Annotated in this window: 19 protein-coding genes and 1 pseudogene; all 20 read left to right on the top strand. The window is 41.0% G+C overall.

Annotated elements, in window-relative coordinates; all coding sequences use genetic code 11:
• On the top strand, positions 1-1,053 hold the full coding sequence (gene fbaA / locus HXT25_RS02650) for a class II fructose-bisphosphate aldolase (protein ID WP_410309225.1): 1,053 nt from the start codon (positions 1-3) through the stop codon (positions 1,051-1,053).
• A gap of 104 nt (positions 1,054-1,157) precedes the next feature.
• Complete coding sequence (locus tag HXT25_RS02645) at positions 1,158-2,459, top strand: adenylosuccinate synthase (RefSeq protein ID WP_004114149.1); 1,302 nt, start codon at positions 1,158-1,160, stop codon at positions 2,457-2,459.
• 47 nt (positions 2,460-2,506) lie between these two features.
• On the top strand, positions 2,507-3,064 hold the full coding sequence (locus HXT25_RS02640; RefSeq protein ID WP_020760130.1) for a fluoride efflux transporter FluC: 558 nt from the start codon (positions 2,507-2,509) through the stop codon (positions 3,062-3,064).
• Complete coding sequence (locus tag HXT25_RS02635) at positions 3,061-3,480, top strand: fluoride efflux transporter FluC (protein WP_020760131.1); 420 nt, start codon at positions 3,061-3,063, stop codon at positions 3,478-3,480. Before HXT25_RS02640 ends, HXT25_RS02635 begins: the two co-directional genes overlap by 4 nt.
• 112 nt (positions 3,481-3,592) lie before the next feature.
• Positions 3,593-4,951 carry a ClC family H(+)/Cl(-) exchange transporter gene (locus HXT25_RS02630; RefSeq protein WP_020760132.1) on the top strand — a complete coding sequence of 453 codons (1,359 nt, stop codon included), beginning with the start codon at positions 3,593-3,595 and terminating at the stop codon, positions 4,949-4,951.
• Positions 4,952-5,068: 117 nt separating this feature from the next.
• Complete coding sequence (locus HXT25_RS02625; RefSeq protein ID WP_004114156.1) at positions 5,069-6,250, top strand: hypothetical protein; 1,182 nt, start codon at positions 5,069-5,071, stop codon at positions 6,248-6,250.
• Positions 6,231-7,289: a CpaF family protein gene (locus HXT25_RS02620; RefSeq protein WP_004574825.1), complete on the top strand. Its 1,059-nt coding sequence runs from the start codon at positions 6,231-6,233 to the stop codon at positions 7,287-7,289. The genes HXT25_RS02625 and HXT25_RS02620 overlap by 20 nt, the downstream gene beginning before the upstream one ends.
• A 30-nt stretch (positions 7,290-7,319) precedes the next feature.
• A complete protein-coding gene (locus HXT25_RS02615; protein WP_004114160.1) occupies positions 7,320-7,958 on the top strand; it encodes a type II secretion system F family protein in 639 nt (212 codons plus the stop codon).
• Between the two features lie 30 nt (positions 7,959-7,988).
• A complete protein-coding gene (locus HXT25_RS02610; protein ID WP_004114161.1) occupies positions 7,989-8,606 on the top strand; it encodes a type II secretion system F family protein in 618 nt (205 codons plus the stop codon).
• A gap of 101 nt (positions 8,607-8,707) precedes the next feature.
• The gene (locus tag HXT25_RS02605) at positions 8,708-8,983 is read left to right on the top strand and encodes a DUF4244 domain-containing protein (RefSeq protein ID WP_004114162.1); all 276 of its coding nucleotides are present in this window, start codon (positions 8,708-8,710) and stop codon (positions 8,981-8,983) included.
• Positions 8,984-9,142: 159 nt separating this feature from the next.
• A pseudogene (locus HXT25_RS02600) lies at positions 9,143-9,548 on the top strand (TadE/TadG family type IV pilus assembly protein).
• Entirely contained in the window at positions 9,545-9,955 is a 411-nt protein-coding gene (locus HXT25_RS02595) for an Rv3654c family TadE-like protein (protein WP_014554843.1), read from the top strand. Before HXT25_RS02600 ends, HXT25_RS02595 begins: the two are co-directional and overlap by 4 nt.
• 154 nt (positions 9,956-10,109) lie before the next feature.
• Positions 10,110-12,425 (top strand): DNA polymerase III subunit gamma/tau, encoded by a 2,316-nt coding sequence (gene dnaX, locus HXT25_RS02590; RefSeq protein WP_020760441.1) that lies wholly within the window; start codon positions 10,110-10,112, stop codon positions 12,423-12,425.
• A gap of 6 nt (positions 12,426-12,431) precedes the next feature.
• A complete protein-coding gene (gene recR, locus HXT25_RS02585) occupies positions 12,432-13,040 on the top strand; it encodes a recombination mediator RecR (RefSeq protein WP_004114171.1) in 609 nt (202 codons plus the stop codon).
• A 202-nt stretch (positions 13,041-13,242) separates the two neighbouring features.
• On the top strand, positions 13,243-14,007 hold the full coding sequence (locus HXT25_RS02580; protein WP_004114173.1) for an aspartate kinase: 765 nt from the start codon (positions 13,243-13,245) through the stop codon (positions 14,005-14,007).
• A gap of 70 nt (positions 14,008-14,077) precedes the next feature.
• Positions 14,078-14,659 carry an ACT domain-containing protein gene (locus HXT25_RS02575; RefSeq protein WP_004114175.1) on the top strand — a complete coding sequence of 194 codons (582 nt, stop codon included), beginning with the start codon at positions 14,078-14,080 and terminating at the stop codon, positions 14,657-14,659.
• 88 nt (positions 14,660-14,747) lie between these two features.
• Positions 14,748-15,815 (top strand): aspartate-semialdehyde dehydrogenase, encoded by a 1,068-nt coding sequence (locus HXT25_RS02570; protein ID WP_004114178.1) that lies wholly within the window; start codon positions 14,748-14,750, stop codon positions 15,813-15,815.
• A gap of 51 nt (positions 15,816-15,866) precedes the next feature.
• Entirely contained in the window at positions 15,867-16,487 is a 621-nt protein-coding gene (locus tag HXT25_RS02565; protein ID WP_004114180.1) for a DUF5701 family protein, read from the top strand.
• 79 nt (positions 16,488-16,566) lie between these two features.
• Positions 16,567-17,268 (top strand): ABC transporter ATP-binding protein, encoded by a 702-nt coding sequence (locus HXT25_RS02560; protein ID WP_004114181.1) that lies wholly within the window; start codon positions 16,567-16,569, stop codon positions 17,266-17,268.
• 21 nt (positions 17,269-17,289) lie between these two features.
• Entirely contained in the window at positions 17,290-20,064 is a 2,775-nt protein-coding gene (locus tag HXT25_RS02555) for an FtsX-like permease family protein (protein ID WP_422118644.1), read from the top strand.
• The last annotated feature ends 64 nt before the right edge of the window (positions 20,065-20,128 follow it).

The raw sequence follows: 20,128 nt of genomic DNA, 5'->3' as shown, positions 1-20,128 counted from the left end.
ATGACTATTGCAACCGTTGAACGTTACGCGCAAATGCTTGATGCCGCCAGTAAAGGTGGATACGCCTACCCTGCAATTAATGTTACTAGCACGCAGACTTTAAATGCTGCACTACAAGGATTTGCAGAAGCGCAAAGCGACGGAATTATTCAAGTATCCGTTGGGGGGGCCGCGTATTTTTCGGGACAGTGCGTAAATAATCGCGTTGTCGGTTCGCTAGCGTTTGCTCAATTCGCGCATCAAGTAGCAGCGCAATATCCAAATATTACCGTTGCCTTACATACAGATCATTGTGCAGAAAGCTATTTAGATGATTGGATTAAGCCACTTTTAGCCTATGAGGCAGATCAAATTGCGCACGGCAAAGAGCCGATTTTCCAGTCGCATATGTGGGACGGATCCACAGTTAAGCTTGAACACAATTTAGACGTTGCGGAAGAATTGCTTGAGGCGTCGGCGAAGGCTCATACGGTGTTAGAGATTGAAATTGGGGCCGTGGGAGGCGAAGAAGACGGTCATAGAGCAGACATTGATGAAAAACTATACTCAACGCCGCAGGACGCTATGCGAGTAGTTGAACGATTAGGTTTGGCAGAGAGCGGAAGATATATGGCTGCTTTTACGTTCGGCAATGTGCATGGTGCATACAAGCCTGGTGTTGTTAAGCTGCGACCACAGTTGCTAGACAACATTCAAAGCGCTGTATACAACAAGTACAAGCTTGATTTATGTAATCGCAAGTTTGGTGTGCCAACAAAACCATTCTTATTGGTATTCCATGGAGGTTCTGGATCTACTCCCGAAGAAATTGCGCAAGCTGTAAGCTACGGCGTAGTAAAAATGAACATCGATACAGACACGCAATATGCGTTTACTCGAGCAATAGCAGATCACATGTTCCACAACTACGACTCAGTTCTTAAAATCGACGGAGAAGTTGGAGCCAAAAAACTCTACGACCCAAGGTCTTGGGGCAAAGAGGCAGAAAAAGCAATGGCTCAGCGTGTTGTTGAAGCCTGTGTACAGCTTGGCTCTGCCGGTAAAGCCTTATAAGTTCATCAAGTTGCAAATTAAATTCGGTATTGGCTTTGCGCTAGTCTTAACACGTAGGAATTGTGTTTATTTGGGCAACGTTAGCCCAAAAATGGAGGTTCAGCATGCCTGGAATTGTGCTTATTGGCGCTCAATGGGGTGACGAGGGTAAAGGCAAAGCGACTGATTTAATTGGTTCTAAGGTAGATATTGTCGCAAGATTTAATGGCGGTAATAACGCTGGACATACTGTTGTTGTGGGAAACGAGTCTTACGCTTTGCATTTACTTCCTAGCGGTATAATCAGCCCTAATGTAACTCCTGTTATTGGTAATGGTGTTGTTGTAGACCCAGAAGTTCTGTTTGAGGAGATTGACGCACTTGAATCTAGAGGTGTTGATTGCTCTCGTTTGAAAGTGAGCGAGTCTGCGCATGTGATTACACCTTATCATCGCGTAATTGACAAGGTTACGGAGAGGTTCCTTGGCAAGCACAAGATTGGTACAACAGGTCGCGGAATTGGCCCGACTTATGCAGATAAGATTAATCGCGTTGGTATTCGTGTGCATGATTTATTTAATGCAGAGCATTTGAGGGATAAGGTTGAAGCTAGCTTGCATCAAAAGAATCAGATGTTAGTTAAACTTTACAACCAGCATCCAATAGATATTGATGATGTTACAGCACAGCTTGTGGAGCTTGGAAAGCGTTTGAAGCCTTATGTTGCAGATACTTCGCTTATACTGAATCAGGCTATAGAAAATGGCAAAACCGTGCTTTTTGAAGGCGGTCAGGCAACCATGCTGGATGTCGATCATGGAACTTACCCATTTGTAACATCCTCAAATCCTACTGCAGGAGGTGCTTGCACGGGAACTGGCGTTGGTCCAACTCGTATTACGCGAGTAATTGGAGTTGCTAAAGCCTATATCACTCGTGTTGGTGAAGGTCCATTCCCTACGGAACTTTTGGATGAAAGTGGCGATTGGCTGCGTGAGCAGGGTCACGAATATGGCGTAACTACTGGTCGCCCTCGCCGATGCGGATGGTTTGATTCCGTTGTAAGCCGCTATGCTACTCGCGTAAATGGCTTAACTGATATTGTCCTTACTAAGTTAGATGTTTTGACTGGCTTAAAAGAAATTCCAGTTTGCGTAGCTTACGATGTAACTTTGTCTGACGGAAGCGTTGAGAGAATGAACGAAATGCCAGTAGATCAGTCTCTGTTTGCTAGCGCTAAGCCAGTTTACGAGATGCTTCCAGGATGGAGTGAGGATATTTCGCAAATTCACAAGTTTGAAGAATTGCCAGCAAATACTCAAAGCTACGTAAAGCGCTTAGAAGAACTTTCCAAGTGCCGTATTTCGGCAATTGGTACTGGTCCTCAGCGCGACCACATTATTAGCGTTCATTCGTTGATTGATTAGTGACTATTTGAATAGCTATTTAAGGCTATTTAAGGCGGCTAAAAACTATGAGTATTCCAAGCAGTAATTGCCACGACTTGCCTAAAAAGCATAAGCATAAATCACTTGGTGCAAAAACATATTTTGTTGTGTTTATTGGCGGATTGCTTGGCGCTTTTGTGCGTAGTGAAATAAGTGGTTTTACGCACGGCATGCATTGGGACTCGGGATATTCTATGCTTTTTAGCCGCTTTACTTTTGCAACTCTTTTGTCGAACGTTTTAGCATGTTTTATTCTTGCTTTAGTAAGTTCACTTGTTGTAAGTGGGAAGAGCTGCAAGAACAAAGACTTAATAAAATACGGTTTTTGCACAGGATTTTGCGGCGGACTTTCAACAATGTCTACTTTTGCTTTTGAGGGCGCGCATTCCGCATTTACTGCAATGAACATTGTAGAAGTAATTGCCATTATGGCGTTGTCTATGGTTCTTGGCGTTTTAGCAGTGCTTGTTGGGAGTCTAATTGGAGATAAAATTTTTGCTTTTAAAGGCAATGGCAGCGTAAAAAATGCTGGTGATGCAAACGTCATCAATAAAATAGACGCTAACAGGGGCGGTGCAAAATGATGTCTTACGCATATGTTCTTTTTTGGCTGCCTGTTGTTTTCGCTGGACTTGGCGCCGTTCTTCGTTGTGCAATATCTGACGCAATCGGGCGCGTTTATAACCATGATTTTCCAATCGCGACTTTGCTAATCAACGCTTTTGCGTCTTTTATAATGGGCTTAGTTGTATTTTTAAGTTCTTCGATTATATACGATTTAACTTTTGCTTCGACTATTATTTACACGTGCGCATTGGGATTTTTAGGCGGATTTTCAACGTTTTCAACCGCAATCTTAGAAGTCGTAAGCCTGTTTAAGCTAAAGAAAATCAAGCTTGGACTATGGCTTTTTATTAGCGAACTAATAGTGCCATTTTTGTGCGCATTTATTGCATACGCTGGACCGTCATTTGTAATATTTATGCTTCTAAAGTCTTAAGTTTTGAATTTTATTAATTGACGTATTTTATTAATTTATATTTATTGTGTTATTAAAAATGTTAAAATGCTTGATGTATTTGTTTGCGATTTGATTTAAGAATAGGTTTATTGTGACTTTAAAGAACGTAGGCGGTTTTATACGCGATTTTTTGCGCGACTTTTCTGATCGCGTTCTTAAAACGCTTAAGCATCTTAGATGGAAGATGGTTCTTGCTGGCGTAGTTGTTGGTCTTGTTTCTGGTGCGCTTGTAGCAACTTATAGACTTGGGATTGAGTACGGAACCGATTTTGCGCGATGGATGTATGCGCAAATATTGCAAAACATGCTTTGGATTGTGCCTTGCGTGGTTTTTGCAATTGCTGCTGGGCTTTTTATTGGCTGGATGAGTCGCAAAGAAAGTATGGCGTCTGGAAGCGGCATTCCACAAGTTGTTGGATACGTTCAACGCGGTCTAAAAATGTGTTGGAACACTATTTTGCCTGTTCGATTTGTAGGCGGATTGTTGGGTTCGCTATTTGGCTTGTCTCTTGGGCGCGAAGGCCCTTCGATTCAAATCGGAGCTTGCGGCGCGCAAATGATGTCTCGCATCTTCAGAAAAGGCAATAAAAACGATACGCAAGAGCATTATGTTGTAACCGCTGGAGCGGCAGCTGGCTTATCTGCAGCGTTTAGCGCTCCACTTTCTGGGCTTATGTTTGCTATGGAAGAAGTTCAACACGGATTGTCTTCTACAGTTCTTATGGGAGCTGCTGCTGCATCTATTTGCGCGGACTTTGTGTCTCAAACATGCTTTGGACTTCGACCTGTTTTAGACTTTGGAAGAATTCCAGACTTACCAATGACACTTCATTTTTGGCTGATTCCACTTGGCATTTTTGCAGGGCTTATTGGCTCTTTAATGAACAGATCCTTGCTTGGATTACAAACGCTGTATAAGTATTTGCCAAAGTGGGCTCCCGTATCGGTAGCATGCTTAATCGCGATTCCTGTTGGCTTATATTTGCCAGATGTTCTTGGAGGAGGATCGAATCTTGTTAAGCTCTCTGAATATGGAAAAGCAAGCATAGCGCTTCTGTGCATCCTGTTTGTTGCAAAAATGCTATTTACTTCTACAAGTTTTGGATGCGGAGCGCCTGGCGGAATTTTTATGCCAATTCTTGCTGTCGGCGCACTTGCAGGCGGCGTTGCTTCTCGCGCAATAATAAGCATTCCGATTCTTGGCATTGACGCAAAGCTAATGCCAATTTTTACAGTGTGTGTTATGGCTGGCACGCTTTCGGCTTCTGTAAAAGCTCCGCTCACTTCGATTTTGCTAACTGTAGAAATGTCGGGAACAATGATTCACACTCTTCCAGTTGCTGCATCTGCTTTTATTGCGCTTCTTGTATCCGATATTTTGCACACTAAGCCAATCTATGGCGAACTTCTGGAAAGATATATGGCTTCTAATCCAAAACTTGTGCGTTAATACAACAAAAACAGCAATGTGGATAACTTTTTGGCGGAATTGCAACGTTTATTGATCCTTTAACCACATTGTTTAAATAGTATTGCCTAATGGTTTAGTATGCGATTCAATAGCCACATGGACAATATGACTATTGATAATTACGATGCTCCTTCTTGCGTTCCGCGCATTATAGAAACGTACCCGCCTCAGGCGAGTGCGATAAAAAGTATGCGCAAAAGTACATCTGATAGTAATAAGTTGGAAGATTCGACTGTTATCGCATCTTTGAATCATGCGAATCATGTGGATAATGCAGATTACGCAAATCATGTAGATTACGCGACTGGTGTATCTTCTACTTCAGTTCATAGCGATTTTGATGCATTAGATAATCATAGTGTTCAAAAAAATATTGGTAGCTTGAACTATTCGCTAAAGCCTTTTCCAAAAAATGTTGTAATCGGTTCATCGGCAAATGATGGAGTTGGTTTAAGCACTACTCTTGCTCTTCTGGCAAGTCATATATCTAGTAAAAAATATGTTGTTGCACTAATCGACGCAGATATTTCTAACGGCGGATTAGATGTTTTGTTGGGATTGGAGCAGGACGAGGGTAGAAGATTGCAAGAGGTTCAAGCTCCTTTAGGACGATTAGACGGATATGTATTGCGTTGTGAACTTCTGCACTGGAATAACGTTGATATTTTGGCTTACGCTCCTTGGAAAAGTGAAGAGCCTAAACCATGGGTTATTGAAGCTGCTATTAGAGGTCTTTCCAACGCTTGTGATGTAGTAATTGTTGATATTGGATCTGGTTTTTCAGCAAGAAGGCTTTTAAAGAATCTTCCAACTTTAGCGCAAGTTCCAACCATATTTGCTGCAGAGCTTAGTGTTCTTGGTCTTGCCAGATTGCGCGCATATTGGCGAAGCCTAGAATCTGACCATAAAGATTACTCTAGAAAACAAACTTCTATTGTCGCAGGATTAAATCCGCGTGGTCTTTCTAAAAGGTTTTGCCCTGTAAATGTTAATGAAGCTTGTGATTATTTGCTTTGCGATGTAGAAGGCCCAATTGGTCACGATCCTAAAATGTACGAAGACATAATATCTGGTTACGGTATAAGAGATATTCCAAAATCCGCCAAAATTCCAATAGAAAAAATAACAACATGGTTGCTTGGAGATTCCTCTAATTCCTCTTTGAAAATATCTGGAAAACAATCTGAACAACAATATAAACAATCAAATTCACAATCATATGAATCTGAAAGATTCTCAAAAATATCAAGGGGTAAGCATGGTTTTAGAAGATATTGATTTTGGCATTCTGCAAGAGCTTGCGGATAACCCTCAAACAACAGATATTGTTGTTACAGACACAGGTCGCGTTTGGGTAGATAAAGGTTTTGGGTTGCAAGAGTACAATCCAAGAATTCCATTTGATAATCCTATGATTTTGCGAGAATATGCAGTTTGGCTTTGTGCACAATTAGGCAAAAGATTAGATGATTCATGCCCAATCGCAGATGCTTCTAGCCCAGTAGGAGTGCGAGTACACGCTCTTATTGCTCCAATAGTTTTAAGTGGTGCTGCTATTTCGATTCGTTTTCCCGCTTTAAAACGCTATTGCTTAACAGAGTTAAGTAGTAGAGGAATGTTTCCTATTGAATTATCTAGAATACTTTATTTATTGGTAACTCAACGTGCGAATATTTTGATTACGGGAAGCACTGGCTCTGGTAAAACAACGTTAATGAAGTCTCTTTTAGCTTCTTGTGATGAAAAAGACAGAATAGTGACTGTTGAAGAAACAAGAGAATTAGGTTCATTATCTAAGGATCATGTGTCTTTAGCTACAAGAGAAGCAAACGTTGAAGGAGTAGGCAGCGTTGGCTTGTCGGATCTTGTAAAGGCAACTTTGAGGATGAGACCAGACAGAATTATTTTAGGTGAGTGCAGAGGTCAAGAAATAGCTGATTTATTACGCGTTTTTACATGTGGTCATAAAGGTGGAATGACAACTTTGCATGCTGATAAAGTCCAAAAGGTGCCAGCCAGATTAATGTCTTTAGGGCTTCTTGCAGGACTGGAACCTTCTTCACTATGTGCTCTTGCCGCTGATGCTTTTGATGTTGTTATACATGTAGAAAGAGTAAATGGTATGCGAATTGTAAAAGAACTTGGAGTATTGCGTTCTACGGATTCTGGCGCGTTAGAAGGTGTGCCAATTTTAAGATTGAAAAATTGCGTTAATTCTAATGATAGTAATTTTTCTGCTCAGATAGAGGAAACGTCTGCTTGGAAAAATTTTGCTGTTAAATGGCATTTACCGTTGAATACAGGGTTGTTTCTGTAATTGATACCGACAGTAAAGGATTTTTTGAAAATGGGTATTGAAGAATCACTAGCTGCTCTTGTGTCTTCTTTGCGTTCTGGTGCTTCTTTTGAATCGATTATAAGAGGAGACAGCAATAATGAGAATCGCAATGGACTTATTGAAGAGACCGATAATGGCAATAACAATTACAACAGCAATAACAGCGAAAGCTATTTCCAAGTTATAAACGTTGAATCGGTGTTTAAATGGATTGATTCTCGCTGTTCTAATAGGATTAAAAATCTTAGCGCTCGCCAAAGAAGTAAAGTTAGAAAAGACATGCGCAAGGTTGCACAATCGCTTATGTCTGTATACGAATTGAGCAGTTCTATAGGATGCTCTATGACTGATTGCGTTCAAGCTGTTTCTGACTCTTATCATGCCAATAAGAGGGTTAATGATTTAAGCTCAGAAGTTTTTGCGATGCCTAAAGCAACTATTAGATTGCTAACTGCTCTACCATTTTTGGCTCTTCTTACTGGACAATTGTTGGGTGTAAATCCAATATTGATGATTTTTACAAGTTCTAGAGGATACGCACTCTTAGGTATTGGCTTATTGTTTTATGTAATCGGTCTTTTATGGGTTACATGGATCATGAAGTCATCTAAAAAAGCAATGCTGAGTGCTGTTTCTAATGTCGATTGATGAACTAATGGTTATTAAGGATCGTGGAAAATGTTTAAGGCAATTATCGTCTGGATTATTTTAGTAGCTTATATAGTTACGTTATGCAAATTTTTTACTAGACAGATGATTCTTAATCCGTGCTATGAGCGCGCCTACAAGCCTGCGGTTTCTATGAGAAGCAATTACGATTTTAGGTGTAACAAAGTTGAAGATATAGATCCAATTTTGGGTTTGCAAATGATGATAGTTGCTTTAAAAAGTGGAGTCGCAATTACCAGAGCGCTTGACGCTGTTGGGTCATCTATTCCTGGAGGAAAAGGGATTTGGCTAAGGAATGTTTCTAAAGCACTACTTTCTGGAGATACTTGGATAGAAGCTTGGAGTGCTCCTTATGTGTGCTTCGATAAAAAAGATAAAAATCCATCTGCATCTTTTGTGTTAAGTATGTGGCTTAGACAGTCACTTAGAGAGTCATGGAGTTGTGGAAGTTCTCCAGTTCCTGTACTCATAGCGATTTTACAAAATTATGAGCAATCTATGCGAAACGTGGCAAAAAAAGAAAGCTCTAGGCTTTCTGTTCGTCTGCTTCTGCCTGTTGGGTTATGTTTTCTGCCAGCGTTTATTTTCGTAGGAATTTTGCCGACAGTATCTGCATTTATGTATTAATCGCAATCTAAAAATAAAAAATTTGTATCCCAATATTGGGTACATAAATAAAAGAAAAATAACAATAAAAATAACAAAAAGAAAGGTAACGGTGAGTGATTATGAGATCAATTACTGCTGCATTGTCAACATGGTATTGCATGTGTTCAATGCGAATGAATGAAGGATTAATTAAAGCTGAACAAGCATGTAATAACATGCAGAATCGTTTGAGCAAAGATTTAAAGCAGTGTGATGATGGGGCTGTTACGGCAGAATATGCTGTTGTTCTTATAGCTGCCACAGCTTTTGCTACAGTGCTTATTGCTATTGCCAAATCAGATGCTGTTCGTACAGCTATCAGTGAGCTTGTTACAAAAGCTCTACATGTTAGCTAGCTTTAAGTAAATAGTCATTTGTAAAACTGTGAAACATTGCGTGAAACTTAAAACATACTTTGAAAAACGTGATATGAAATATTTATAAAGTTTTTTTGACCGTGATGTTTATGTGATTTGTTGTGGGATTTTAACTAATGCGAAAAGAAACGAGACAAAATGGAGAATCATGTATTTTTGAACATTTTAGATAAGAGAACGACTAAGAATAATTGTCATAAGATAAATAATTCAAAAGATTCTGGGGCTGTTACCGCAGAATTTGCGATTATTCTTCCTGCAGTTGTGGTACTTGCTTTAACGTTATTTTTTTTTTGGTAAATCAGTAGTAAATACAATGAATTGCCATGATGCAGCAGGTCAAGTAGCATACTATGTTGCTTCGCACCACAATTCTAAAGATGCGCAAAATATAGTATCTAAAGTATCTGGAGTTAATAGTTCTGTAAAAGTCAAATATGTTGGGAATATGGCAGATATTGTTGTAAGCTGCCCAGTTGTGCCAGACCCTTTAAAAGTATTGCCATTGTCTGTGGAAGCTCGCATTAGCCAGGTTTTAATATGAGTCAAAAAATATGTAAGCGATTAAGCATTTTAAATACGCAATATTACAGTTTTAAACATTTGCGTAGAGCAGATTGTGGTTCTGGAACTATGCTAGGCATAGGATTGGTAATAGCAATCTGCTCTATGCTTGTTGTTTGTGCGACTTTAGGGTCAATTTTGGTGCAAAAACACCGAGCTTACGCTCTTGCAAATGCATCGGCTATATCAGGTGCAGTTGCTATGAGAAATATGCAAGATGATGCATGTCAAGTTGCAGAGCGCACAGCAAAGGCAAATAATGGGAAAATAGAATCTTGTGTTGAAAAAGATGATGATGTATTAATCAGTCTAAGTGTGCCTTTACGACTTCCTATGGTTAATAAGATAAATGTAATGGCTAGAGCTGGTTTAATAGATTGCGACTAATAAGTGTGTGGAAAATATCAAGTATTCATGCGATTGGTCATAATGTAGCATGTTAATAGGCGATTAGCATGTTAATGTCTAAATGTTTAGAATAGAACAGAAACTTTGCTCAAGTAGAGTTGAGCTAATATTCAGGTGACGGTAGGTTATAGTTATGGCACTTGCATTGTATCGAAGGTATCGTCCAGACACGTTTGAAGGAGTGATAGGACAGAATCAAGTTACCGTTCCTCTTATGAGAGCGCTAGATCAAGGCAAAATAACGCACGCCTACCTATTTTCGGGTCCACGCGGTTGTGGAAAAACAAGCTCTGCGCGTATTCTTGCTCGTTGTATTAACTGCAAAGAGGGTCCTACTTCTAAACCATGCGGAAAATGCCAAAGCTGTAAAGATCTTGCAACAGGCGGATCAGGTTCAATAGACGTTGTAGAAATAGATGCTGCAAGCCACAATGGTGTTGACGATGCTAGAGAATTACGCGAACGTGCAGGTTTCGCTCCAGCGCGCGATCGATATAAGATTTTTATTCTTGATGAAGCGCACATGGTAACTCCGCAAGGATTCAATGCTTTGCTGAAGATTGTGGAAGAGCCACCTGAGCATGTTATGTTTATTTTTGCCACTACTGAACCAGATAAGGTGATTGGAACTATACGTTCTAGAACCCACCATTATCCGTTTAGACTTGTTCCTCCAGAAGTAATGGGACCGTATTTGCAAGACATTTGCAAAAAGGAAGGTATTCAAGCGCAAAAGGGCGTTTTGCGGCTTGCTATGCGCGCTGGCGGCGGATCCATGCGAGACACATTATCTGTTTTAGATCAGCTTATGATTGGCTCAGATGATGGTGTTATCTCGTTAGATTCAGCAGTTGCTTTGCTTGGTTTTACGCCTTCTAATCTTATTGCAGATGTTATTGATGCCCTTATTGAAAAAGACGGTGCAAAATTATATGAAGTTGTACAAAAAGTGGTAGTCGGAGGATTTGACACTCGTAAGTTTGTGGAAGATCTTCTCGGACGATTGCGTGATTTGTTGCTTTTGGTTTCTGCTGGTCCAAATTGTGCTAAAAACTTGTTAGGCGATTTATCGCCAGAAGACATGCAAGATTTGCAACGACAATCAAGTCAGCTAACTTTGAGAAGCTTGTCCAAAATGGCAGAAATCGTCAATAATGCTTTTGCGGGAATGGCAAATGCGGTTTCTCCTAGAATGAATCTTGAGATTCTTATGGCTAGACTTCTTGCTGATATGCAATCTAGTACTACTGCGCAGGAACCATTTTCTAAAGCCACTAATCAATCTCTTGCAAAGTCCTCCTCGCATCCTGCATCTTCTGCAAGGCATTTTATTGGTTCAAATTCTGCTGTAAATTCAGTTAATCCTGTTAATCCAGTAAATCCAGTAAAAATTGCTGAAGCTCCTTCGGTAATTCTTGATGATAAATCTGAAATCAACAATAACACGCAAGCGAATTGGTCAACTGCAACCGTTGAAAAACAGACAACACAAGAGCTTGACGTGGACGAAACTTGGGATAATCTGGTTAAAAATCTGCCAGACGATGTTCGTGAATACGTAGAGAGAGATCGCGTTCCAAAAGTTAGATTAGACGATGGAAATGCATCAAAAAGAAGGCTTGTATTAACTTTTGACCAGCCTATAAGCCAACATGCTTTTGCGCTCGCGATTTGCACAACAGAACCTTACGATGGTAAAAAAGTGCCAGTTGTGGTTATGAACAAAGTAAAAGACGCATTTGGAAAAAACGTTGCAATAGCGCCAGATTTAGTAGCTGCAAACGGCGAAAAAGTGGAGTCTGTTGCAAGAATGACTCCGCAACGACTAGCACAAGTTAAGCGAGACTTGCTTATGCGAAAAGCTGGAATCGTAAAAGGATTCGGAAAAATAATCGAGAAAAGTTCTGATTCAAATTCAAATAATTCGAATTCCAGTAGCGATGATGCTGGCTCTAGTGACGATTCAAGTGCTGGTGCGGAGGCTAGCGATTTATCTGGTTCTGCAATTTCAGAAAGTGCTTTAGATTTAGATATTGAGAAAGATGACGCATGGGCAGGTATGGGATCTGCTCCAATGGGAGATGCGATTGCTGCATTACAGAATGCAGATTTTAATGCTGAAGTAGTAAACGATTCAGAAAACGCAGATAACGCTGCATCTAACGCGCAGCAATGGGGGCAAAAGTCGAAGATAAGCCAGCAAAATCCTCAGCGCGCAAATTCAGAATCACAGGCAGATAATGAGTCAAAAGCACGAATCTCTGATGGTGTAAACGGCGCGCAAGAAGACGAATGTTCAATGCAGGACGAATCGTTAGAGTCGGCAACCAATTTGAGCATAGATGATTTAGAGAAGATGTTTGAGGTGAAATCTGTAAAAGAATTCGCTGCAAGTGATCCAAAAAATCCTAAAAATGCAGGATTGCATAAGCGAAAGCAAGAGGAGTAAGTAAAAGTGCATAACGTGTCATCGTATGACGGTGCAATAGGCAGAGTTATTGATGCGTTCTCTAAGCTTCCAGGAATAGGACCAAAAGGCGCGCAGCGAATTGCATTCTATATACTTTCATCATCTGATGTACAAACGCAGGATTTAATTGACGCAATCAGTGACTTGCGCGAGAATGTGCGATTTTGTGAAATTTGCGGAAATGTTTGCGAGCAAAGTCCTTGTGTTATTTGCCAAGATCCGCGAAGAGATCACACAAAAATATGCGTTGTAGAAGAGCCAAAAGACATTATGAGCATTGAGAGAACTCACGAATACGCTGGCGTTTACCACGTTTTGGGCGGTGCCATTAATCCAATGGCAAACATTGGACCTGCAGACTTAAAAATAACGCAACTACTTGAGCGCTTAAAAGACGCGCAAGTAAAAGAAGTCATTTTAGCGCTTGACCCAAATATTGAAGGAGAAGCTACAGTAACTTATTTAGCACGTTTGCTTGAGCCGCTTGACATAAGTATTACGCGACTTGCAAGCGGATTGCCAGTTGGTGGAGACTTAGAGTATGCAGACGAGATAACTCTTGGTCGCGCATTTGCAGGAAGACAAGAAGTATAGAAGATTTGTGAATTCATAAGCGAACGCGTTTGATAAGTCGCAAGAAACCGCTTGTTGTATATACGCCACTCATAATATCTCTAAAACTAAAAATAAATAGAGCACAGTTGATAGTCTAATTTTAGATTAGTCTTATTTGGATTAATTCTTATTGCATTAGCGTGCTTTAGATAATAGTGACGGCTGAACATAAGGGGTTACAGTGGCTCTTATAGTGCAGAAATACGGTGGATCGTCCGTAGAAGATACGGACGCAATTCAGCGTGTAGCCAAAAGGATTCTTGATACAAAAGCTGCTGGTAACGATGTTGCTGTTGTCGTTTCCGCTATGGGAGATACCACAGACGACTTGATTGACCAAGCAATGAGTGTAAATGCGCATCCTCCTGCTAGAGAGATGGATATGCTTATGACTGCAGGAGAGCGTATTTCCATGAGTCTTCTAGCAATGGCTATTCATGCTCAAGGCTCGCACGCATACTCTTTTACTGGTTCTCAAGCTGGATTTATGACAGACGCGCAATTTGGAGCAGCTCATATTCGCGCTGTTAAGCCAGATCGTGTTCAGCATGCGCTTAAAAAAGGCAGTGTTGCTATTGTTGCAGGATTCCAAGGAATCAGCGAGATTGGTGACGACACAACGCTTGGTAGAGGCGGATCAGACACTTCGGCAGTGGCGCTTGCTGTTGCTCTTGGAGCAGATGTTTGCGAGATTTACACAGATGTTGATGGCGTATTTACGGCAGATCCTCGAATTGTTCCAACCGCAAAGCGAATTCCTGTTATCGATTATGATTCAATGCTTGAGATGTCATCTTGCGGATCTCGAGTGTTAGCTTTGAGATGCGTTGAATACGCACAAAGATTCAGTATGCCTCTTCATGTTCGCAGCTCGTTTTCGCACAGAAACGGAACATTAATTGTGCCGAGTGGAGTAAATCCAAAGAGCTTGCCGAATTTAAACTAATTATTTATTAAAGAAGACACAAGCATAACAACAGACAGAACGCATAGGCAATAGACATAAGGCGGCAAAAATGGCAAATAAAATAACAAATGTAGACATTCGCTCAACAATGGGCGATTTATTCCCAGACTTAGGCCCAGAGACCCCTGTGATTTCTGGCGTTGCACACGATAGAAGCGAATCTATGATTACTCTTCGAGGCGTTCCCGATAAGCCTGGAAACGCTGCAAAAGTGTTTACAACTCTTGCTGCTGCAGACGTTAACATAGACATGATTGCTCAGGCAAGCGCATCCACCGAAACGGCTGACATATCGCTTACGGCTCCAAGCTCGTCCCTAGACGCCGTTTGCAAGGTTTTGCAGGGCGCGCGCGGCGAATTGCAATTTACGTCTATGGACGTGGACCCTTCTGTTGGCAAAGTCGCAGTTGTTGGCGTTGGAATGAAAACCTATTCTGGTCTCGCAGCAACCTTCTTTACAGCGCTAAGCGATCACGGTATTAATATTCTTATGATTTCTACATCAGAAATTCGTATTGCAGCGATTGTTCCAGTAAAACAGCTTGACGAAGCGGTTCGTGCGCTTCACACAGCCTACGGATTAGACGCAAGCAAAGTCGAAGCTGTTGTTTATGGAGGAAGCGGACGCTAATCGCGCGCAAAAATTACGCAAAAATCACGCTTAAATAATCGCAAAAATCAAAGAAAATCGCAAAAACACGCAAAATAAGGGAGACAAAATGGCAATTATAAGCAACAAAGGCGTAAACCTTGCGGTTTTAGGCGCCACTGGCCAAGTTGGAATGGTTATGCGCCGCGTATTAGACGAGCGCGATTTTCCAATTAAAAACTTGCGATTTTTGGCTTCCGCACACTCCGCTGGAACTGTTTTGAAATATCGCAGCAAAGATGTTGTTGTAGAAGATGTAGAAAAAGCAGATTTAAGTGGAATTGACATTGCGATTTTCTCCGCAGGCGGCGGAACATCCAAAGTGTGGGCACCGCGATTTGCAGATGCGGGTGCAATAGTAATAGATAATTCTTCTCAATGGCGTATGCATAACGATGTGCCTCTTGTAGTTGCAGAAGTAAATCCAGAAGATTTAAATGATATTCCGCGTGGGATTGTTGCCAACCCTAATTGCACAACAATGGCGTGCATGCCTGTTTTAAAGCCGCTTTCCGATGCTTTTGGCTTAAAGCGACTTATTGTATCTTCTTATCAAGCGGTTTCTGGAGCTGGCAGAGCTGGAGCGTTGCAGCTTATGAACGAAGCGCAAGCTGCCTTAGATCAGGGCGCGGATAAGCTTGTGTTTGATGGGGATGCTATTGATTTTCCGCAACCAACAAAAGTTGCGCGCACAATCGCATTTAACGTTGTGCCATTCATTGGTGCGATTGTTGAGGATGGTTCGCAAGAAACCGACGAGGAGCAAAAGCTCCGCAATGAAAGTCGTAAGATTCTGCATCTGCCAAAGCTTGCAGCAAGCTGCACATGCGTGCGCGTAGGCGTTTTTACAGGTCACGGAATGAGCATTAATGCCGAATTTGAGTGCGATGTAACTCCAGATATGGCTCGCGAAGTGCTAAAATCGGCCGCTGGCGTTGCGCTAGATGATATTCCTACTCCTCAGCTTGCTGCAGGAAAATCCGCGAGCTATGTTGGGCGTATTCGCCAAGATCAAGCGGTTGATGGAAAGCGTGGATTGGCAATGTTTATTACAAATGACAATCTTCGTAAGGGTGCTGCTCTTAATGCTGTGCAATTGGCGGAAATCGTAGCTAAAAAACGACACTTTGTGGATTGATTAGACCTGCGCGAATTCGCTATTATAAAAAATTTTACGTAAAATGTAATTATGTCTATAGCTTCGCAAGAAATACAAAAGCAGCTTGATCGTATTGTTGCTCTTGGCTACCCAGATGTTGCAGATATGAGTGCTGCATCGTTTCGTGCTTTAGCTTTGCCGCTTATTCGCGCTCTTGATCAAAGCGATTTGGGTACTAATATTCTTCTTGTGCCTACTCGTGAGCTAGTTTCGCCAGAATCCTTAATTTCTAGGACGAGTATTGATCGTATGGCTGGTTTTACAACAATGCCGCCTAGAGATATAGCTAGTTTCCTGCCACAAGATGGTTTTGAGCCTCCAGAAGGTCCGTTTTACTTGGCATTAGACCCTCATACAGGTACATCGTATTTGAATCGTGAGCCAGATGTTGCCAGAAAACTTATAGATTCAGACGAGCGTCTTCCTTTGACTTTAGAAGAAGGATTGGCGGTTGTTACTCAGCATCCAGACTGGCTTGAAATAAAAAATGGTTTTAATCTTCTTGGGTCTAAAAGTTCCGATGGAAGAGTGCCGAGTATTTGGATGAGTCAAGGTGCTCCTCGTCTTGGAGCTGTATGGCCAAATTCAAGGCATACTTGGCTTGGCAACGCATATTGTACAGCACGTCGTGGTGTATCTCTATTCCAATGAAGAGTATTAAATATTAATCTAATAAATTAAGAAGTTGATAGAAAAAGCGTCATTAGGTAGTAAGTAAGCAAGGTGTATTGTGGCATACATAACTTTTGATCATGTTGTAAAAGAGTATCCATCTGGATCAAGTGTTGTGCGCGCTCTAGATGATGCTAGTTTTACAGCCGAGCGCGGTAAGCTCACCGTAATACTAGGGGCTTCGGGCGCAGGTAAAACTACAGCATTGAATATTTTAGGCGGTATGGATACGGCAACAAGCGGTAGCGTAACTGTTGGTGATTTAAATATTACAAAGCTAAATGGTCGTGGGCTTGTAAAGTATCGAAGAGAAGATATTGGTTTTGTTTTTCAATTCTATAATCTTGTTCCAAACTTGACGGCGTTAGAAAACGTGGAGCTTGCTTCACAAATCTGCTCAGATCATTTTGATCCAGCTCAAACACTTATTGACGTAGGTTTGGAAAAAAGACTTAATAATTTCCCAGCGCAACTTTCTGGAGGCGAACAGCAGCGAGTTTCTATTGCGCGCGCACTTGCTAAAAAGCCTAAGTTGCTTTTATGCGATGAGCCTACGGGTGCGCTAGATTATGAAACCGGAAAAGCTGTTTTGCAATTATTGCAAGATATTTGCCAAAAAGAAGGAATGACGGTTCTTATTATTACTCATAATGCTGCTATTGCTCCTATGGCTCATAAAGTTGTGAGATTCCATTCTGGAAAAGTCGTGAGCGAAACAGTACAAGAAAATCCTACGGCAATTGCAGATATTGAATGGTGATTTGTAGAGTGGTGGTTTGTAGTGAGTAGCGAAACTGTAAAATCTAAGAAAATCAAGCGTAAATATGCGATTAGTAATAAGCGCTCATGCTCTATTTTTCCAATGGTTTTTATTAGTGCTATTAGAATGTGGTTTCACGAATGGCGTCGTTTTTGCATACTAGCAGTTATAGCAATGCTTGGCGTTGCTGTTATGACTGGCATTTATGCAGGATGCAACGATATGCTTCTTGGAGCAAATGACACTTACTCTAAGCTCAAAGCTTACGACCTACAAATTGTTTCTACGCTTGGTTTGACTGACAAAGATGTTAAAGCAATCAAAAAATTGCCATTTGTTAGTGAAGCAGAGGCGGGAAAGTCGTTTAAAGCTACTGCTCATCCTTCGAATAATGCCAATTTGTCTTATGCAATGAACGTAGTTCAATATAATCACAATGTTAAAAAACTGAATCGTCTGCATTTGATGCGTGGCAATATGCCAACAAACAATCGTCAAGCTGTGGTAACTGAACGATTTTTGCACGATAGCGGATTGCGCATTGGTAGCACACTGTTTTTGAGTATGCAACAAGTCACTAATCAGCCTAATTCGTCTAATCAACCGATTCAAAATCAAAAATATAAGCTTCTAATTACAGGAAGTGTGTTAGACGTAAACGATTTGGATAATCCAAACGGGTATCAATCAAAAGCTTTCCGCAATTCCGTAATATCACGCTACCCTATTTTTACCTCTGCGATTACTGAAAGCACAAATAATCTTCCATACACAGCTATATATGTGCGCTTAAATGAGGCTCGACGCGTTAACGATTTTTCGCAAAAGTATCGCGCAATTGTGGCAAATGCTTCAAGCCAAATTAAAGACAGTGTGCAGAGTGATTGCCAAGAGGCGCGCACAAATCAGGTTATAAAAGACCAGACTGATCAACAAGTAGATCAAACTATAGCCAATATGCCAATGCTTAAAAACGCTCCCGACTCGGTTTTAGCTAAGGCTCGCGCACAAATTTACGCAAAAATTAAGCCAGAAGTGCAAAAGCATGTTCCTAAAGCAAGATGGCATATTTTTGCTCGCATATCAAACGGGAGCTATACTCGCTTGCGTTCTGATGTTGCCTCGATTCAATCTCTTGGATACGCTTTCCCAGTGCTTTTTCTTGTGGTGGCAATGATGATGAGCCTAACAGCCATGGCAAGAATGGTAGAAGAAGAACGAGGACTAATTGGAACATACTTAAGCTTAGGTTATGGACGTTGCGCAGCAATAACAAGGCACGCTTTCTTTGCGATTTTTGCCTGTCTAGTAGGCGGCGGAATTGGCGATATTCTAGGATTCTTAGCAATTCCATCTTTACTACTTAAGATTTTGCGCGGATTGTACACAGTTCCAGGAGTTGTTTTACGATACGATTGGCTTTATGGTTCGATTTGTGTACTCGCGTTTGTAATACCAGTTGCAATATGCACAATAATCGTAAGCTGGAGGGAGACAAGGCAAGTACCATCGGCATTATTGCGTCCAAAATCTCCAAAAGCTGGTGCTCGCGTGCTTCTTGAACATTTACCTTTTATCTGGAATCGTCTAAGTTTCCTCAACAAAGTATCTATAAGGAATCTGGCTCGTTTTAAAGGCAGACTATTTATGACGATTGGCGGTGTAGCTGGTTGCACGGCATTAATCGTGTGTGCTTTAGCATTAAACGATACTGTAGCCACTCTTGGAATCCGCCAATATGACGGCATTTACCGCTACGATATGATTTCTATTTCCACTCCAGATGCATTTCAAAATATGAAGAAAAGTGTGCAAAAAGATAAATCCAGCAATCTTGTTGATACCATTTTGCCTGCCTACATTAGCTCTGGAGAAATCGCAAAAAGCGATGCAGATAATGGTAAATCTAATAGCAATTCCAATAACAATTCGCATAATAAAATCGTTGAAGATTCTGAAAGCGTGCAAATTGTAGTTGTTAAAGATGCCGAAGCTTTGTCTAATATGGTTCGTCTACAAGATGTTAACAATAATTTGCAAAATATTTCGCTTAATGATGATGGTCCGCTTCTTTCGCAGAGCGCAGCATCGTCGTTGGGAATTGCGAATGGAAACTATATTACAATAACAAACTCCAGTTTTAAGCGCGCAAAAGTGAAGTTGCGTGCAATCGTGCGTAATCTTATTGGTTCAAATATCTATATGACTTCTCGCTGCTATGAAAGAATATTCAGTTTTAAAAATGGGAAAAACGTTAAGAATAATGCGCTAATATTGCGCCTTCGTGGAGACGATGATGCAAAAATGTGTTACGCAGACCATGTGTCAGATAGGGATGGCGTGTTAGCTGTTATGAACATTACGCGCATGAAACATTCGTTTAGCTTTGATTTAATGAATGCTGTTGTAGCGCTTATAGTAACTCTTGCAGCAGGCTTGGCGTTAGCCGTGCTGTTTACATTGGCAAGCACTAATATTTCGGAACGCACGCGAGAGATGGCAACTTTAAAGGTTCTTGGCTTTTATCGTAGAGAAGTTCATGCTTATGTGCATAAGGAGATGCTTACTCTTACTGTAATTGGTATTCTTGTTGGTCTGCCTCTTGGAAGATTGGTTGCAGGCTTGTTAACAAATGCTTTGCGCATGCCTTCTCTGTATTTTGAGGTTGAAGTATCTCCATTAAGCTACGCTATTGCTGGCTTTGCAACGCTGGTCTTTGCTTTAGTTGTTCAATGGTCAACTAATCCCGCGTTGGACCGCATTGACCCTGTTAGTTCGCTTAAAAGTGTTGAATAAAGTTGAATAATGAAATTCAAATATTTACGGGTTCTTATAAAATTGAAAGCTCACGGCTAAAAGA

The organism is Gardnerella sp. DNF00476 (assembly GCF_049262735.1).
In the GTDB taxonomy this organism is placed as follows: Bacteria; Actinomycetota; Actinomycetes; order Actinomycetales; family Bifidobacteriaceae; genus Bifidobacterium; species Bifidobacterium vaginale.
Note: the sequence above shows the minus strand (reverse complement) of the source record. Positions and strands in the feature narration are given on the sequence as shown.